Source organism: Paraburkholderia xenovorans LB400 (genome assembly GCF_000013645.1).
GTDB classification, from domain to species: domain Bacteria; phylum Pseudomonadota; class Gammaproteobacteria; order Burkholderiales; family Burkholderiaceae; genus Paraburkholderia; species Paraburkholderia xenovorans.
Window position 1 is genome coordinate 374,103 of sequence record NC_007953.1, and the last position, 16,825, is coordinate 390,927.

The 16,825-nt window shown below is 60.2% G+C and carries 12 protein-coding genes and 4 pseudogenes; 6 read left to right on the forward strand and 10 right to left on the reverse strand.

The genetic code is table 11. The features are described 5' to 3' along the window. Positions 1-547: 547 nt before the first annotated feature. Positions 548-1,539: pseudogene (locus BXE_RS38340) on the forward strand (N-acetylmuramoyl-L-alanine amidase). Between the two features lie 420 nt (positions 1,540-1,959). On the opposite strand, the gene BXE_RS38345 reads toward BXE_RS38340, so the two are convergent. Beyond that, positions 1,960-2,526, reverse strand: coding sequence for an acyloxyacyl hydrolase (locus tag BXE_RS38345; RefSeq protein WP_011493518.1), 567 nt, complete (start codon positions 2,524-2,526; stop codon positions 1,960-1,962). Between the two features lie 109 nt (positions 2,527-2,635). Further along, complete coding sequence (gene lpxO / locus BXE_RS38350) at positions 2,636-3,535, reverse strand: lipid A hydroxylase LpxO (protein ID WP_011493519.1); 900 nt, start codon at positions 3,533-3,535, stop codon at positions 2,636-2,638. An 856-nt stretch (positions 3,536-4,391) separates the two neighbouring features. Here lpxO and BXE_RS38355 point away from each other — a divergent pair. After that, positions 4,392-5,189, forward strand: a complete 798-nt coding sequence (locus tag BXE_RS38355; protein WP_011493521.1) for an IclR family transcriptional regulator — start codon at positions 4,392-4,394, stop codon at positions 5,187-5,189. 54 nt (positions 5,190-5,243) lie between these two features. Here BXE_RS38355 and BXE_RS38360 read toward each other — a convergent pair whose 3' ends face one another. The 5 genes from BXE_RS38360 to BXE_RS38380 all read right to left on the reverse strand — a co-directional run bounded on the left by BXE_RS38360 (position 5,244) and on the right by BXE_RS38380 (position 10,435). Continuing rightward, positions 5,244-6,362, reverse strand: coding sequence for a porin (locus BXE_RS38360; RefSeq protein ID WP_011493522.1), 1,119 nt, complete (start codon positions 6,360-6,362; stop codon positions 5,244-5,246). Between the two features lie 168 nt (positions 6,363-6,530). Further along, the gene (locus BXE_RS38365; protein WP_011493523.1) at positions 6,531-6,956 is read right to left on the reverse strand and encodes a Zn-ribbon domain-containing OB-fold protein; all 426 of its coding nucleotides are present in this window, start codon (positions 6,954-6,956) and stop codon (positions 6,531-6,533) included. Continuing rightward, positions 6,953-8,113 carry a thiolase family protein gene (locus BXE_RS38370; RefSeq protein WP_011493524.1) on the reverse strand — a complete coding sequence of 387 codons (1,161 nt, stop codon included), beginning with the start codon at positions 8,111-8,113 and terminating at the stop codon, positions 6,953-6,955. The genes BXE_RS38365 and BXE_RS38370 overlap by 4 nt, the downstream gene beginning before the upstream one ends. 28 nt (positions 8,114-8,141) lie before the next feature. Then, a complete protein-coding gene (locus BXE_RS38375; protein WP_063719371.1) occupies positions 8,142-9,020 on the reverse strand; it encodes an SMP-30/gluconolactonase/LRE family protein in 879 nt (292 codons plus the stop codon). Positions 9,021-9,037: 17 nt separating this feature from the next. Then, the gene (locus BXE_RS38380; RefSeq protein WP_011493526.1) at positions 9,038-10,435 is read right to left on the reverse strand and encodes an MFS transporter; all 1,398 of its coding nucleotides are present in this window, start codon (positions 10,433-10,435) and stop codon (positions 9,038-9,040) included. A 264-nt stretch (positions 10,436-10,699) separates the two neighbouring features. Between BXE_RS38380 and BXE_RS38385 the strand changes: the two genes are divergently transcribed. Further along, positions 10,700-12,244, forward strand: coding sequence for a class I adenylate-forming enzyme family protein (locus tag BXE_RS38385; protein WP_199577105.1), 1,545 nt, complete (start codon positions 10,700-10,702; stop codon positions 12,242-12,244). Between the two features lie 936 nt (positions 12,245-13,180). Here BXE_RS38385 and BXE_RS38390 read toward each other — a convergent pair. After that, positions 13,181-13,921 carry an SDR family NAD(P)-dependent oxidoreductase gene (locus BXE_RS38390; protein WP_011493528.1) on the reverse strand — a complete coding sequence of 247 codons (741 nt, stop codon included), beginning with the start codon at positions 13,919-13,921 and terminating at the stop codon, positions 13,181-13,183. Positions 13,922-14,150: 229 nt separating this feature from the next. On the opposite strand from BXE_RS38390, the pseudogene BXE_RS38395 reads away from it, so the two are divergent. The 3 genes and pseudogenes from BXE_RS38395 to BXE_RS38405 form a co-directional block, all read left to right on the forward strand. Next, a pseudogene (locus BXE_RS38395) lies at positions 14,151-14,404 on the forward strand (transposase); the annotation flags it as partial. A gap of 594 nt (positions 14,405-14,998) precedes the next feature. Beyond that, positions 14,999-15,147 (forward strand): annotated as a pseudogene (locus tag BXE_RS47550) (IS110 family transposase); the annotation flags it as partial. A 675-nt stretch (positions 15,148-15,822) separates the two neighbouring features. Then, positions 15,823-16,134, forward strand: a complete 312-nt coding sequence (locus tag BXE_RS38405) for a hypothetical protein (protein WP_233518919.1) — start codon at positions 15,823-15,825, stop codon at positions 16,132-16,134. Here BXE_RS38405 and BXE_RS48355 read toward each other — a convergent pair whose 3' ends face one another. Next, positions 16,135-16,299: a transposase domain-containing protein gene (locus BXE_RS48355; RefSeq protein ID WP_407668651.1), complete on the reverse strand. Its 165-nt coding sequence runs from the start codon at positions 16,297-16,299 to the stop codon at positions 16,135-16,137. A gap of 72 nt (positions 16,300-16,371) precedes the next feature. Beyond that, positions 16,372-16,573 (reverse strand): annotated as a pseudogene (locus BXE_RS48360) (hypothetical protein); the annotation flags it as partial. Positions 16,574-16,825: the final 252 nt, after the last annotated feature.

Sequence of the window (16,825 nt, forward strand, 5' to 3'; positions counted from 1 at the left end):
TAGCAGATTTTCTCGAAGCTTCCAGATCAGGGCAGACTCAGCCAGTTCAACTGGCGGGTGTGAGCCGGGGCACCTGGAACGGAACTCAGAATCAGGCCGGCGCTTTGTCGGCGAAGCCGCATGCCGGCTGGCCCCCTTCGAGCGCTTGCGGACAATAGCGCTCGACCGCCTGTCGCGAGCCAACGCCCGCATACCACGCGCGCAGCGCGGACAGGGGCGCAGTGTCGGGAAAGGGTCGTGGCGGCGCAACGTCTGGCATCCGGAGGTTATAGGCAATGGGATGGCCGCGGAGCTGCGGTCCGGTGTGACACGTTTCCCGAAATGGAAGTGTCTGCCAGAATGATCCTATCGATAATAAGGAGTATTGATAGGATATGATATCTTGCCTCCGATGCCAGCTACTGGATGATGGCAAGCTATGGACTTGACTCAATCCGGCAACGGAACTTACTTTCGTCTAGTGAGTCACCCCTGAGGGTACAGCGTAAAGAAACTTGTCGGTTATACACGCTGCCCCTTGCGCTGAATACAAAGAAGGAACAACAACATGAGTAAAAAACAACAAGCACTGCCAGGCGAAATGGTCGATTCGAGACGGCGTGATTTTCTGGCAACGACTTCGTTGTGGTCAGCAGCTACATTGGTGTTGCCGATTGGGGGATGTGGGAGCAGCATTGCGCAGGGGGTGTCGGATGCCGCCTATATGATCGATACGTCGATTCAGTCTCCGAACCAGGACTCGCGTGTGCGCACACTGGTGCTGCATTACACTGCCCAAACGCTTGCGGATTCCATCGCATCGCTGACGGACTCGCAAAAGCAGGTCAGTTCCACTATCTCGTACCTGATGAGGCCGACGGCGGTGAGCGCTTCCGTGTTTATGCGCTTGTGCCGGAACCTCGTCGCGCGTGGCATGCCGGTGTCAGCTACTGGCAGGGTGAGCGGATGCTCAATGCAAGTTCGGTCGGCATAGAGGTCGTCAACCTCGGCTTTCCCGCGCAGGACGAAAACGTGCCGCTGACGAATCGACGCTGGTATCCGTACGCACCCGCGCAAATCGCTGTGGTCGGCAAGCTCGCGGCTGATGTTGTCGCGCGTCACAAAATCCTGCCGCAAAAGGTCGTCGGGCATTCCGACATCGCACCGGGGCGCAAATTCGACCCGGGTCCACTGTTTCCATGGCAAAAGCTATACGAGCAGTACCAGGTGGGAGCGTGGCCCGACGCGGAAGCGATAAGCTATTACCGCAGCTATCAACCATTCCGCGGGGACATTGCAGAACTACAGGCGATGTTACTCGCGTATGGTTACGACACGCCGCAAACGGGCGTGCTCGATGCACAAACCCTCAGCGTCGTCGGGGCGTTCCAGATGCATTTTCGTCCCGCGCAATACGACGGTGTACCGGATGTCGAAACTGTGGCGATCCTCAATGCGCTACTGGAAAAATATTTTGGCCGAGGGCGTTCGCAGCTACGTCAAGCGGTGCCCGGACAGCTTGGCCCAGGAGGCGAAAACGAAAAAGGCGACGACTCGTAGCCTGCTCGGAGCGCAATCGGGCAACCGGGTTGGGGCGTTTTTTTGTTGCACCCGGCATTGACCGAACCGGCGAGGGCGCTCAGCGCCGTCTCGCCGGCCAGCAGTATCGTGCCGTGGGAGCAGTTGCGGTTACCGCGCGAGGTGGACGGCTCGGCTAGTGCCGATCGCGCGTCGCGCGCCATCTGCACATTCGATGCCACCTCGCAGCCAGGTTCGTTGCATGGAGCGAATTCGCCGAACTCACCCAAAATCCGTCGATGGCTTTCTGACAGATTGTCATATCTGCCCGCATGCCATCTCGTTCCCGGCAAGTTGACAATACCCTTCAGCATTGTCTTCCGGTACTCCGTGACCGCTTTGTTCATAGCTGCCGGAACTTGCCATTACGGCTGTCAGCGAACGGACCGACTGTGGGAACCGTCAGAAGTTATATTGCACATAAATCTCGCTGAAGTTGATACCCGGGTTCGGGTGCTCGAGGCCTGCGTTCGACAGATGCTGGAAGCGGAAACCGGCCTGATAGTTCTGATGGTCGCCGAATTGCGCACCGACACCGACCATGTCGGCGAACTGGAATGACGACGAGAACGTCCGGTCCTGCGTTTCCCGTACATGCGATAGCAGCCGGACACCCACTCCGGCCTCTATATATGGGCGGAACCAGCCCGAGCTCCTGACGAAGCGCAACACCGGCGTGAGTCCGAATTCCCAGATATCCGGATGGGTGGCGTGGTCTTCCCGGACGGCCCAGTAAGCGGCATGGGCTTCGCCAACAACGGTGAAATGATAGCCACCGATTTCCCACCATTTCAGCCCCGGGTCCCAGACGATACCCAGATCGCCCTTTTTCACGTCATGGTCCGCGACACCTGCCGCCAGTTGCACGCCGAATCCGTCGGCACGCGCGCTTATTGACGTCGCCGCCAGCGCCAGGACCGCCGCGAGGCGCAGAATATTGTGTTGCTGGCAAATCTTTCTTTTCTGCATGGATATCCTGAAAGGTTAAACAGCGGCGATTGCGCGCCTCGATGCCATCGGACGCCATGCGTGCGAACCCGGCTGACCAGCGGGTAATTAGCGACGAAAGCGGTCTTCTTTATCGCCAGAAGATGGCCAGTGCAATTGCGATGAACAGGCACCACTTCACAACGTAATAGACCGTGCGGTTCCACGCCTTCAGCCGCTTGCCCGCGCGGCGGACCATGTAAAGGTAACGGAAGATCCTGTTCAGTCCGCCAGTATAATCGCCGGTTTCGTTTGGCGACGCCGCCGCGCGCATCAGGAAACTGCCGATTGCGCGATTGATGGCCCGCGCCCAGCGATATTTCATCGGCCGCTCGATGTCGCAAAAGAGGATGATGCGGTCCTCCTGGGTGTCATTGAAGGCGTAATGCAAATAGGTTTCGTCAAAGACAATATCCTCGCCGTCTCGCCACGAGTATGTTTCGCCGTCGACGACAATGGCGCAGCCATCGTGGTTCGGTGTGGCGAGACCGAGGTGGTAGCGTAATGCGCCGGCGTAGGGATCGCGATGCAGTCCCAGCCGTCCGCCCGGGGGCAACTGGGCGAACATGGCGGCCTTCACGGAAGGTATCCGTCCGAGTAGTTCAACCGTGCGAGGGCAAAGCGCCACAGCCGACGGATGGGGCCTACCGTACCATTTCAGATAGAAGCGGCGCCAGCCGTTGCGGAAGAACGAGTTGAATCCAATGTCGTTATATGCTGTGGCGGCGCGGATGTGACTGGCATCGCGCAAGGCGAATGCTTCGTCGCGAATGGTTCGCCACTCCTCTTTTAGAAGCTTCAATTCGGGAAAGCGCGAGGGCGGCAGATACGGTTGTGCTGGAAGAGCGGAAAAGAGATAGACGAAACCGTTCAGCGGCGCGGTAAATGTCGAGTGATCCGACAGCTGCCGGAAAAATCCGTGACGCACCTTGCCGCGCGAGTGCGTCCAGGCCGCACTGACTGCAAACAGCAACAGGACAAGCCAGCGCATTGTTCACACCTGCGTACGTTTCGCGTGGGTGTCACTCACTGCCTCTGTCATCGCGACCACGGCATGGTGTGCGAGCGTGATCACGCGAGGCGATGGGCGTGCCATTACCCCGGCGTCCTGCGCTGCGCGCCTCACATCTGGCCGATGTGACGGCAGCGTACTCGCATAAAAACGGCTTCCAGTTCGTACGAAGATCATGGGCCTGTTTCCCGGTCGGTACGGTGGGCCATTGGAGCCCGACTGTACCGGCGCAATCGTCCCTGAAGGGACGGGTGACTGATCGATATCGGCCGACGTATCAGGCACAACGAACCCGTTATCCGTTACCCGGGTTCTGCGGATCGACGGGCCACCACAATATACCCTCCGGTTCCATACCCAAGCCGGAACACGTAATCGCCGGACAATCGCGACTTATATTCATTGCATGATGAATATAAGTCACTGGTATAGCGCTGTCAATCACGGGACAGGCGAGGTAAATACGCCAGCTCAGGTGCACGCACGTTCGCATCGTTGTTGCTTCCGATGCCGGTTGAGCCGCCTGACTGAGCGACGTCGATGATGACATTCGCTGCGGGGCGGTCCGGTTCCTGCTACGCCTCTTCCGCGTTCGCGGCAAAGGGGACGTAGGATCTGGTTACGGTATCGCGAGGCCACCGATCTGTAACGCATGGACCTCGGGGATGGCGAACTGGGACAGCTTTGCTTTGAGCCGTTGCTTGTACAATTTGCCTCTTGATCGAGGCAAGCCAGTTCTTGCCCGCGAAAATCCCGGGGTCGTTGGTTCGGTTCGCCCCGCCCCGGAACCTGCCTGACAGCAATCGATGGCTATCAGTATTTCATCAGGGTTCGTATGGCAAAGTCGGCGTTGCGCGTGCTGGAAATTATGGAGTTCGTCGCTACTCATAAGGCGGGATGTGCCACTCATACGGAAATTTCACAAGCGCTGGGTATTCCAAAAAGCAGCCTCACTGCCTTGTTAACGGACCTGCAGCGTCCCGGGTACCTCGAACTCGATCGCGAAACGGGACGATATGCGATCGGTTCGCAGGTCATGTTTCTTGCGCATGCCTATCTCCGGAACCTGAATATCGTTCGGCTCGGCACTCCCGTCGTTCATGACGTGTTCCTGAAGCTCAACGTCTACACGACGATGGTCATTCCGAAGGGCGACATGTGCCTCGTCGTTTGCTCGGAATCACTTCCTTCGCCGCTGGCACATTCGTTGAGCATTGGGCAGCATATTCCCATGCTGCATAGCGCGCTGGGTCGGGCCATTCTCGCGTTTCTCGAGCCCGAGGAAGTCGAGCGTTTCCTTCACGACTACACGCCGACTCCCTATACCGACCGCACGAAAACAGGTATTGAAGAAGTGCGCAAGGCGTTGGCACAGGTCCGCAAGGCAGGCTTTGCTCACATGCAGGGCGAGTACTTGCCGGGTATCATCGGCATTGCCGTGCCCGTGTTCAACCTGGAAAATCGCCCGATTGCCGCCATCGGCATAGGTATTCCGGCCGTGGAAGGCACCACGGAATTCGAAAAGCGTATCTGCAAGCAACTGCTGCACAGTGCCGATACGCTGTCGCGCCGGCTTGGCGCGAAACTCAAACCGACACCCAGCAAGCTGCTTCGCAAGGGCGAGGAGGAATAAACCCGCCAGGGCACGACGTTATCGCGCCTTGACGGGGTTCCCGCCGTTTCGCCGTCAGAAGGTCGTGCGCAGACTCAGACTGGCTCCCAGTACCTGACGTACGCCCGGGGCCGTGCCGAGCGGGGAGTTCGGGTCGTTGACCGACGCACCCGATATCCGGCTGTCGTCGACCTCCAGATAGAGATCGGTGTGCTTGCTGAGAATGTAGTCGGCTATGCCATATAGCGTCTGGAGCTGACCGTTGCGGCCGGGCGCCACGTTCCGCGCGTGGTCGTAGGCGTATGAAATGGTGAAACGCCAGTCGGGGAGCGGCTGGTAGGCCGCGCCGAGCCGGATGAACTGGTCGATCCGGTTGACGGTCTGGGCACCATACGCGGTCGTCGCATTGTTCATGATGTTGGTATTGGCGAGCGCTGCGGAGGTACCCGCTGCCCCGATCGCAAACCCGGCATCGCGCTTCGTGTAAATATAGTAGGCGTACAGCGATGTCTTGCCGAATCCATAGTTCGCGCCGGCCTGGCCCACTACCAGCTTGTGGGATGCGGCGTCTTTCGATTGCTGGCCGAAGATGCCAAGCTTGCCGCCGCCGAATCCGTAATACAACGCGCCCGAGGTGGTGCTCCCGATGCTGGTGTTGCCGGGTTGGCCGCCGAACGAGTGCTGCAGATTTAAACTGAGCGGGCCTAACTGGTTAGTGTAGTCGACGGTATTATCGTAGCGGCACCCCACCAGAAACAGTTCCCAGTCGGTTGCCGTGATGTTGCCTCCACCAATGGCGTCGAAGGTAAACGCATCGAAACTGAATGCGCTACCGTACTGGCGCCCGACCTTGAGCGTGCCGAATTTCTGGTTGGCGAGCCCCATCCAGGCGTAGCGGCCGAAAAGCTGACCCTGCTGGTCGATCTTCCCCGTCGCCGCGTTGAAGCCGCCTTGCAGGTCGAAAATCGCATGGGTTCCGCCTCCCAGATCCTCGTCGCCGCGCAGGCCGAAACGGTTTCCGCTGATCGCACCTTCCGACATGCCGACGCTCGCACCCCTCGTGCCGGTACCGCCCGGATTGCTCTGGTAGCGGATTGCCTCGTCGATTACTCCGTAAAGCGTGACGCTCGACTGTGCCATCGCGTGAGAACTCAAGACGATCGGCGCGACCAGAGCGAGATATTTTGCTTTCATACGTCTCCTAATGCCATCAAGCATGTTTTCTGTTTGATTTGTAATACTAAGTATTGAATTGGTAAAACCACCTTTATTTCGGTCTCTCGTGTTGCCCACTCCGGAGCAGAGGCGTCGCCAACGAGGCGACGCGCCATGCGAATGGTGCTGGAATTCCTGACCGATGCGCTATGAACGAGGCGCTGGTGCGTCGGCGGGCGCAAAGCGGATCAAGGTGAGCGTCGGGGAAACCGGGTCGAACCATGCCCGTACGCGCAGGCCTATCTGCATCTGCGGCCCAGGGTTGCCGGCCATGCTGCTCATATAACGTACGCCTTCGTCCAGCATGACCTGCACGACGGTATACGGAAGCTGGTCCCGGACCGATGGCCAGTACGCCTTATGGAAGGTGCAGAACGATTCGATGCGCCCGAGGCCGCTGAGCGCAACCCACTCTGCGTTTCGCCCGTGGCAATGCGCGCATTGCCACGCGGCGGGAAACCGGTGTGTTCCACAATCCGTGCAACGCTGAACCAGCAGAACGCCGCGAGTGGCCGCTTCCCAGTGGGGCCGGCTGTTCGGGTCGAGCGGAATTTCGGTCTGTACTGAACTCATTTCGGATCCTTTCCGTAGATGATCGACGTGACCACGGGGGACGCCGCCATATACTGTATGAAGTCGGCGCCGGCGATCTGCCTCGCGTCACATTCCCCCCGTAGTTGCCTGACGGCTTCGGCATTAAGGCCCCATCCCTGCAGATAAGACTCGGAGAGGTGACCGCCGCTGGTATTGGCCGGGAACCGGCCGCCGAGGCGCAGGTGACCTTCACTGACCCAGCGGCCACTCTCGCCGGTCGGGCAGAAGCCGAACCCTTCCAGCGAAAACAGCACCGTCGGCGTGAAGTTGTCGTAGATCATCAGCCCGTCCATGTCGTTGACCGTCGTCCCGGCCATCGAGTGAACTTCCTGCGCAACCTGACGCATCGGCCGGGCCCAGAAATCATCGGGAGGAAAGCCGCCACCGGTGAACTGCGACGCCTGGCCGACGCCGCGAATATAGACCGGCGGTTTGCGCAAGTCGCGTGCCCGCGATCCATTCGTGATAATCATGGCGACGGCCCCGTCATTGATCAGGCAGTAGTCGAGCAGCCGGAGCGGGTCACAGATAAAGCGGCTTTCGAGGTACTGTTCGAGCGTGAACGGGTCGCGCTTCACGGCAGCGGGATTCAGGCTCGCGTGGTGGCGGAACGTCATCGCCACTTCGGCAAGCTGCGAGGCCGTGGTTCCATGGAGATGCATATGCCGTTGCATCATCAATGCATGAAACGCACCCGGCGAAGTCATGCCGTAGGGCACCCAGTGACTGTCGGCGCCCCCATAGGCGCCGGCCGCTCCGCCGAACTGGCTGGCGTCGCCGCCATACGTGATGCCGGCGCTACCGCCGTCGTTGGCGTAGACGAGCGCCACGGTATTGACCGCGCCGCTCGAGACCAGCAGAGCGGCCGTCTGGATGCAGATGCCGCTGAAGCGGCCATGTCCCGGTGTCGCCAGCACGTATTGCGGATTCATGCCGCACTGGTCGGCGAAGTGACTGTAACTCGGGATCCGGTTGACGATCAGCCCATCGAGGTCCGCATGAGTCAGCCCACAGTCATCGAGCGCCTCGCGCAGAGCCCATTGGGCCAGTTCATAGATATCGTGCCCGGGTAGCTTTCCATAACGCGTGGTGCCCACGCCGGCCACGGCAGGCTCGTTTTGAAGTTTTGACAACATCTCGGTTCTTCCTCCAGCGAAAACCACGTTAATAGTCGAGCAGTGATTCGGGCTGCCCGGGACCGACCGCCTCGACTGCCCAGACCGCTCCCGTGCTGGCCGTCCCGGACACCGCTTCTCCATCGAGGTTCATCGAGGCCGACGTGACATAAAGCGTGTCGAGGCCAGGTCCGCCGAACGTGCAACTTGTCGGGAAGGCGGTCGGCAGTTCGATCGCACGGGCGAGTACGCCGTCGGGGCGGTAGCAATGCACGGCGCCGGCGCCGAAAACGGCAACCCACACGTTTCCGTTCGCATCGACCGTCAGTCCGTCGGGTCCTCCATGGCCAGAGATCCTGATGAATTCCCGCCGATTGGCGAGTGTTCCGCTCGTGCATTCGAAGTCATACGCGTGGACCGTTTTTGAATGCGTATCGGCAAAGTACATGGTGGTCTGCATCGGACTCCAGCCAATCCCGTTCGATAGCGTGAAGCCGCGATCGACCGGGTGTAACGCCCGGTCCGTGCCGAACCGGTATAACTGGCCAACTGGCGACACGAGGTCCCGGGCAAGGCTGCCTACCCACATCCTGCCTGCCTGATCGACCTTGCCGTCGTTAAGGCGGTCGGCATCGAGTGCGAACGGAACGGGTTCGGCAATGATGTCGCCCGGTGCCGGACGGTCGAGCAGCAGATAGCCTCGCCGGAACAGCAGCAGCAGGCCGCCGTTGCGCCGCAAGGCGATGACCGCTGGAGGTCGGGGCAACGACCATTGGTCGAGAGCACCGCTCGCGGGATCGTGCCGCCAGAGTGTGGGGTTGGCGACATCGATCCACCAGAGCGCCTGCTCCAGCGGACTCCAGATCGGGCTTTCGCCCAATACGTTGTGACAGTCCACGGCGCACGCCAACGTGGGAGTGGTTTGCATGAGTGACACAAGCAGTCCTACGGGTTGGTGGAAACGGGCTTCGAGGCATCCTTGTCGTGCGGGATCGCGCCGTGCTGGATTACGCCCGCTGCCCGCGGCGTATCCCAGCGCTTGTGCGCGAGCACGGCAACCGCGGCGATGAGCGCCGGAATGACGAGGGCCGTGAAGATATCGGACATGGACCATCCAAGGCTCAGCATCTCGGCGCCCAGCATCGCGCTGAGAATCGCCCCGATACGGCCGATGCCAAGCATCCAGCTGGATCCCGTGGCGCGGGCTTCCGTGGGGTAGTAGCCGGTGGCGAGCGCGGTCATGCCCACACTGCCGCCGCTCATGCAGAAGCCGACGACGAGGGCGAGGCCACAGAGTGCCAGGTAGTATTGCGAAGTCTCGCCGATGGCGGCCACGCTGGCCGCGCCGATCAGAAATACGCCGGCCAGTATCCAATGCTTGCTCCATCGGTCCATGGCCCAGCCGATGGCAAGCGAACCGATCGGACCGCCAACCTGAAACATGGCCATCGCAATGGCGCTTTCGGACACGCTATAGCCGCCTCCTTCCTTGACCAGCGTCGGTAGCCAGCTGCTCAGCAGATAGATCAGGAACAGGACACAGAAGTAGCCGCACCACAGCATGGCGGTCCCCATCCGGTATTGCGGCGCGAGCACGATGCGGATCGAACTCGACCGGTGAGGCGACTGCGCATCCTGCACCAGTTCGTAAGGTGTCCGTGCGATTTCCGGGGCAATACGCGCGACGATCGCCTTCACGGCGGCGGCCCCCTTTTTTCGTGCGACCAGGAAGCCGAGCGATTCTGGCATCAGAGCCATCAGGATGACGCCGAGTATGACCGGTAGCACGCCCGCTGCGAGAACCACGCTGCGCCAGCCGAAAGCCGGGATCATCCATGCCGAGATGAAACCGCCTCCCGCGCCTCCCGCTGTATATCCGCAGAGCGTGACGGTGATCAGGAATGAACGCATTCTCTGCGGGGCGTATTCCGAGATCAGCGTGCTCGTATTCGGAATTGCTGCGCCAAGACCCAGGCCGGTGAGGAAACGGAAGATCACCATGCCCCTGACGTCGGATGACATCGCGGTCGCCAGCGTCCATATGCCGAAAAACAGCACATTGCTGACCACCACGGGCTTGCGGCCGTACCGGTCGGCCAGCGGGCCGCCGGCCATCGCGCCGATGGCCTGGCCGATCAGCCCCGCGCTCAATACCGCGCCCAGCGACTCATGGCTGAGTCCCCAATCGAGTTTCAGCTGGGGCGCGATGTAGCCCATGACGACCGCGTCAAAGCCGTCGAGGACGATAGTCATGAATCCCAGAAAAACCAGCAGGGTCTGGAAGCGCCCGAATGGACGCCCGTCGATCAGATCCCGCACGCTCAACCTTCGCAATGATGTCATTGACTGTCTCCTGGCAACTGTGCTGCCAGCGCAGCCCAGTCTGCCTTTGCTTGTTTCGTAGACGGCGTGCTTGCCCGATACCGATGCAGCATCGGTTGTCTATCGAGCTTCCTTGACGCCGTGACGAAAATGTATCAGCATAAGTTCTCAAATGCAAACCTAATTCGTATTTGTGAACTGACGGGTCAAAGCCCGTGCGTTTCATTTCCTCATCGATGGAGACAAGCAGTGAGTAACATCCCCGAAAGCCGAACCATTCCTCGATTGCTGCGCGAACTCGTGGCGAACCACGGCAACCGTGAGGCGCTCGTCGGGCAGGGTGAGCGCATGACTTATCAGCAACTGGGTGAGCGCGTGGAGGCACTTGCCGCGAGGCTGATACGCACCGGCGTCAAGCGGGGCGAAAAGGTGGGCGTCCTGATGGGCAATCGGCCCGAGTGGGTGATCAGCGCCCTCGCGATCACGAGTATCGGCGCAGTGCTCGTGTCACTCAATTCCTGGGCCACCGCGCGCGAGCTGGCCTATCTGCTTTCGCACTCGGGCTGTCGTCATCTGATTGCCACCAGGCGTTATCTCAAGTACGACTATGCGGTGATGCTGCGAGACATGGATCCGGCCATCCGCGGCCGCCTTGCCACGGTGATCGGCGTCGACGCCGATCTGCCCGACGGTTGGCTTCCGTTTGACGATGCCGCCGACGTGGCGCGCGTGGAAGCCGGCGACGCGGTACGGGCGGCGGGCGAGCAGGTGGGCAGCGACGATATCGCCTTCCTCCTCTATACGTCGGGGTCGACGTCGGCGCCGAAGGGAGTCCAGCTTGCGCATGGCGCGTTGATCGTCAATGGCTGGCACATCGGCGAGCGGCAGCGCATCGTACCGGGAGACCGGCTGTGGCTTGCGGTTTCGCTCTTCTGGGCGCTCGGCTGCGTGAACGCCATGATGAATCTGCTGACGCATGGCGGCTGCATCGTATTGCAGGAGGCCTTCGACGCAGGCGAGGCGCTTCACCTGATTGAAGCCGAGCGGTGTACGGTGTTTTACGGAACGCCCAACATGGCGCAGGCGCTGTACGACCATCCCGAGCGCGAACGGCACGACCTGGGCTCGTTGCGTACTGGTGGAACGCTTGGTTCGCCGGAGCAGATCGCACGCGTCATCAAGTTGGGCGTGAGCCGTGTGTGCAACATCTATGGGCTTACGGAGACCTACGGGAATTCGCATGTCACAAGTGCGGACGACGACGAGGCATTACGGCTTGTGTCCTGCGGCCAGCCGCTACCCGGAGTCGAGCAACGGATCGTCGACGCGAACGGGATCGATTTGCCCCCAGGCGAGATTGGAGAAATTCGCGTGAAAGGGCGCGTTATCGACGGGTACTACGGAAACGAGGAGCTGACGAAAGCGTCCTTTGACGAGCAGGGCTACTTCAGGACCGGAGATCTCGGCTACGTCGATTCGCAGGGTTATCTCTACTATCGTGGCCGTTCGAAGGAGATGATCAAGACGGGCGGCATCAACGTTTCGCCCGCCGACGTCGAGTCCGTGCTGAGCGCGCATCCGGCGATCTATCTCGCCTATGTCGTCGGCGTGCCCGACCCGGTGAGGGACGAGGAGATCGGGGCTCTCGTCGTCCTGGAGAACGGCGCCAGCATGGCTTCCGATGAAATCCTGCAATACTGCAGGCAGAATCTCGCCGCCTACAAGGTTCCCCGCCGGCTTCGCTTCGTCTCCGAGGGCGAACTCCCGATGACCACCACCGGGAAGGTACAGAAGAACAGGCTGGCTGAAATGTTCTTTCCCCCGGCGTAGGATCGGCCCCCGCTGCTGTCCCTTCGGAACTGCGCACCCGATCCCGGCAAGCTCGTCGAGCGTCAGCGTAATATTCGCGCCGCCGATGGCCTCGGCGGGTCGGTCTCTGCGCCGCGCCCCGATCAATGGCACCGAGTCGTCCGCTGTGCGGCGGCTCACGCAATAGCGAGCTGTGCCACGGTCACGCCCTTGGCGTCGCCAATCTCGCGCAGCGCATCGACGAAAACAGGATTGCGTTAGACATTCCCCCGCGGGAACCGCGGCGAGTGGGCGCGAAAGTCACCGGCCCCCGAGGAGCCTTGCCAGCGATCGCTGATGAGCCCTCCGCGACAGCACGCCAAAGGCGGTGATGCTGATGCCTGGCTCGCGACAAGCGGCGAAATTGCCGTCTTCGATCCCTCGCGACAACAGTGAATATTCAATCTGAAGTTCGCCGCCCGGATGTCCCGAAGCTGCCCGACGAATCGTGCTAGCCCCATTTTCGACGGGCCAACATGACGGTAGCCCAGCCTCCCCCTATCAGCGATGGCGCCAACGGTATCCTCGATGGGTACGCTGGATCGAAGCAGGGAGGGCGGTAGACGTCGATGTGGTCGAGGCCGAGCCGTTGCAGCGAATAGGCGAGAAAATACTTCACCGCAGCGGGACGTGCTTCGTATCGGCTGCAGCCGCCGGCCGGATTGCGCATGGCGCCCATTTCACACTGGTCATGAAATTTTCGCGGGAGTTCTCTCGCCAGCAATCGTTCCCGATGGCGCAGGGCGTGCAGACTGGTGGTCGTCGCAACGCAGCGACGAAGAGCGTTCCCCAGCGAGCTTACGATCCGGATAGAGGCGGCGGTGCCGCGCGTTAGCGGGCGTGCTGCGCATTAGCGGACGTGTTTCACATTGGAGCACTCAGGCCGGATTCAAATTACGTTCCAGCTTTTTCACACGCTCAATGGAATGCCGTACCGCCATCTACAGCGAGAATCTGACCCGTCATCATCTTCGCGCCGTCGCTGACCAGATAAAGGCAGGCGGCAATCAGATCTTCGGGTTGCTCGCGATTGGGGATGCTCTGTGCGGCGATGGCCTGGGCTATCAGTTCATCGGAATAGGCTTCATTCCTTTGAACGCCTTCGGTCATGGTGAGGCCGGGCGCGATCGCGTTTACGGTGATCCCGTCGCGTCCAAGTTCGCGCGCAAGCCCCCGGGTCATAATTGCGACTGCCCCCTTGCTGGCGACGTAGTGCAACATAGGCGGCATGCCGATAAAAATCGTCGCCGACGTGAGATTAACGATACGCCCCCATTTGCGTTCACGCATGCGCGGAGCGACCGCCTGACTGCATAGGAACGGCGCCATCGTGTTGATTGTCATTACCCGCAGCCATTCCTCGGGCGCGATGTGCTCGAACGGCGTCGGCGCCAGCTCGGAAGCCAGCGCCGCATTATTGATGAGGATATCGACTGGCCCGTGGGCAGCTTCAATGTTGGCAACACAAGTCTTGACGCTCATTGGGTCAGCGACATCGCACTGAGCTCGTTCGACGCAGCCTGCCTGCTGAGCGCCATCCCATGCGATGTCGACGCCGATGACTTCCGCACCGCTCGACGCCAGCGCTTGCGCCAGAGTAGCGCCGATGCCGGTCGCCGCACCGGTTACCATCGCAATCTTTCCCTTGAGACTCATCATGTTTTCCTTTCAAACCTTGCAGGTGAGGAAGGTGGCCTCTGCGGGCACCAGACCGGTTGGCCGCTTCCCTCCGCCTGGCGTACCGTTGTTTCAATCGGACGGCAGCGCCCATTGCTTCGGCTGCATGAACAAGTGCCGTTTGCCGGCACGGTGATATAAGGTTACTCCTTAGTGTCCAGGGTCTGTTTAAAATGTGTTTACGTCCTCTCTTTTGCGTAAGCGGGACGGGATGATTCGAACGCTGCTGAGTGACGACGCCTGGAAGAGAGTCGAAGCGATCTTGCCGGGCAAGGACGGCGATCGTGGTGGAACGGCTACGGACAATCGCTGGTTCGTCGAAGCGGTGCTGTGGATAGGCCACACCGGCGGCCCGTGGCGCGACCTGCCAGCGGAATTCGGTCGCTGGCACCCGTGTAAATGCGCTTTTCCCGATGGCGACGCAGAGGTATCTGGCAGCGCGTCGCGCTTGCGCTGGCTGGGAAGCGATTACGCGGAAGCTGGCCTGGAATAAAGGGAAGTCGCCACGGTGTTATGACGCCACGAGTGCGGCCACGGCTTATCGCGCGCACCGTGAGAAAAGTCGGCGGCAGCGCAAACTGCGTGCAGGAAGCAGGCTGTATTGGGACGTGCATCATCACCTGGTCTATCGGCGCTGGTTCCCCTCAGCAAATTGCTGCCAGATTACGGGAAATGTACCCGGACAACCCGAGTCAGCGCGTAAGTCACGAGACGATCTACGCTGCGATTTACACCCGCCCTCGCGGTGGCTGGGAGCCGGCCATGATCGAGGCACTGCGCCAGCAAAGGCCCACGCGCGGCGCCACCCGCGGGACCCTCGCTCGCTAAAGCTTCGTGCCCGAAGAGCTGCGCATTGTTCATCGGCTTGAGGAAATCGCAACGCGAAAATGGGCTGGACACTGGGAAGGCGACCTGATCAAAGGCGCTTTCAATCGCTCCTGCGTTGGAACGTTGGGAAGGCGATGGTCATGGAATCGGCTGCCGCTGGATTGGCAAACCGTTGCACTTGACTCCTGTGAGCGCCCGGAGATCGTATGGTCGGCAGCTCGGGCGGTCCTACGTGTCGTCGTGAGCTACGAGGTGGCCCAGGACGCGTTCTGGATCTATCGTGGCAGGCTCGCGGGATCGAATGGTATGTCGTCGATCCCGCGAGCATCCCGATTGAACGCCAGAAGCGGCGCGCCAGGACGGACCGGCTTCAGGCCCTCGCGGCTGACTGCAACAGGCCACCATCCATTCCGCGATGCAGCGGAAGGAATTACACACATTAGTCGAGAGGTTAGCTCGGTAACGACCTGACAAACTACTACTCATAGAAGGTTACGTTGAATCCAGTTCCCATTGCAGGGAAAGTGGCGGAAAATGCTCGCCAGGAGAGCAGATCGACCGATGCTTTCGCTACAGCCGACCCTTGCTTACTTTGAAAAAGAGCCGCAGGCGATGCTGCGGCCGACAAACACACACATCGAACGTTGGGGACGCTGACATGCCTTGTTATGTTATCCAGGCTCGCTGCAGATGCAAACCGGGTGTCTTGAGTGATGACTTCCGTCTTTGCGCCAAGACATGCTGGATATGCATGTGGCGGTACTTCACCGGCAGGGTGGTCACATAAAAACCACACAGAGCCATCCGCGAGGGCTAAAAGGGCAGTATCGTCCGGCAACCTGTCGCGGCTCGAGCTCTCCTGAAGTTTGGCTCCTGTGGTTCGTCGCAGGCAGCCCAAAACGGGATTCATGTCCTCTCTGCCAATGACCCAGCGCCCATCGCACGAAGACGAGGGACAGTTCGCGCTGTGGCGCTCGAAGTGTCCAGCCAGCGCTGTCGATTCCCTAAGCGTAGTCGTAGCCCATACGGAAATTCCGGTAGGAGAGTCGATAGCGTTGCTGCTGAGATTGCGAGGTTTCGCTGCCGTAGCCATGTCGAGTATGGAAAACCTGGAGCTGATGCTTGAGCATTGGAAGCCGCGCGCGTTGCTGATCGACACGCGCCTGTGTCAGGCGGATGACTTCCGGCTCGTCCGCCATGCAGCTAGCGACACTGCCTTTAGTAGTGTTCTGATTGTCGCGCTGACTAACATTTTCCCCGAAGAGAGCCCGCAAGACATCAAGCGGATTGGCTTTGATGGCCTATGTCGCAGGCCATGCCCGGTGTGGAGACTTGCGGATGTGCTTGACGGGCATTTTCACCCATAGTCAGCTTCGCCGAGGTCGCGGCAAATAGCTACGCTGGATATTCTTCGATGCCTGCCGGGAAGGGGATCCGCGGAGCACTGAGTTCCTGTGGCTCTTCAGGACGTATTCGAGGTAGGCGCGCGGGTTGATATCGTTCAGCTTGCATGTTCCGATCAGGCTGTACATTGCGGCGCCCCGCTCGCCGCCGCTGTCGGAGCCGGCAAACAGGAAGTTCTTCCTTCGGGGGCTCACGCAGCGCAGGGCGTTTTCAGCGAGGGCGTCGCTGATTCCAACGCGTCCGTCTTGGCAGTACAGAACGAGCACGTCCCATTAATTGAGCGAATAGCCGTTCGGTAGCCGGCTTGCCCAGGATATCAGCCCCTATGCCATAGAACTTGCCGATCGGCTCGAGTGCGTGTCTTGGCGCATCGGTCGGCGTGCGGAACTGAACGTCGTATATATAACGTCTCGCGTGATCCCAGCATGCGGCTTCAACGCGATCTAAGAGGGTGAACTCAACACGCTACGTTCAACGGTTCGATATCCTGAGGGCAGTCTGTATATGTTGAACGTCAGCGTTGCTGATATCCGTCTTCTCACAGATGCCCGCTGCAGGTGTGCTGGTCCAGGGCTACCTCAACGGGCATGCAATCTGCTTATCGGTGCACTTGCTCTTCTTCACAGCATGACCTCCGTCGCAGTTCCTGAATCA

Bases quoted from the DNA above. Each gene is read 5' to 3' on its own strand.
- BXE_RS38375 (WP_063719371.1), bottom strand. From the start codon at position 9,020: ATGCAAACCACTCCCACGTTGGCGTGCGCCGTGGACTGTCACAACGTA.
- BXE_RS38365 (WP_011493523.1), bottom strand. From the start codon at position 6,956: ATGAGTTCAGTACAGACCGAAATTCCGCTCGACCCGAACAGCCGGCCC.
- BXE_RS38345 (WP_011493518.1), bottom strand. From the start codon at position 2,526: ATGCAGAAAAGAAAGATTTGCCAGCAACACAATATTCTGCGCCTCGCG.
- lpxO (WP_011493519.1), bottom strand. From the start codon at position 3,535: ATGCGCTGGCTTGTCCTGTTGCTGTTTGCAGTCAGTGCGGCCTGGACG.
- BXE_RS38360 (WP_011493522.1), bottom strand. From the start codon at position 6,362: ATGAAAGCAAAATATCTCGCTCTGGTCGCGCCGATCGTCTTGAGTTCT.
- BXE_RS38390 (WP_011493528.1), bottom strand. From the start codon at position 13,921: ATGATGAGTCTCAAGGGAAAGATTGCGATGGTAACCGGTGCGGCGACC.
- BXE_RS38380 (WP_011493526.1), bottom strand. From the start codon at position 10,435: ATGACATCATTGCGAAGGTTGAGCGTGCGGGATCTGATCGACGGGCGT.
- BXE_RS38355 (WP_011493521.1), top strand. From the start codon at position 4,392: ATGGCAAAGTCGGCGTTGCGCGTGCTGGAAATTATGGAGTTCGTCGCT.
- BXE_RS48355 (WP_407668651.1), bottom strand. From the start codon at position 16,299: ATGTACAGCCTGATCGGAACATGCAAGCTGAACGATATCAACCCGCGC.
- BXE_RS38370 (WP_011493524.1), bottom strand. From the start codon at position 8,113: ATGTTGTCAAAACTTCAAAACGAGCCTGCCGTGGCCGGCGTGGGCACC.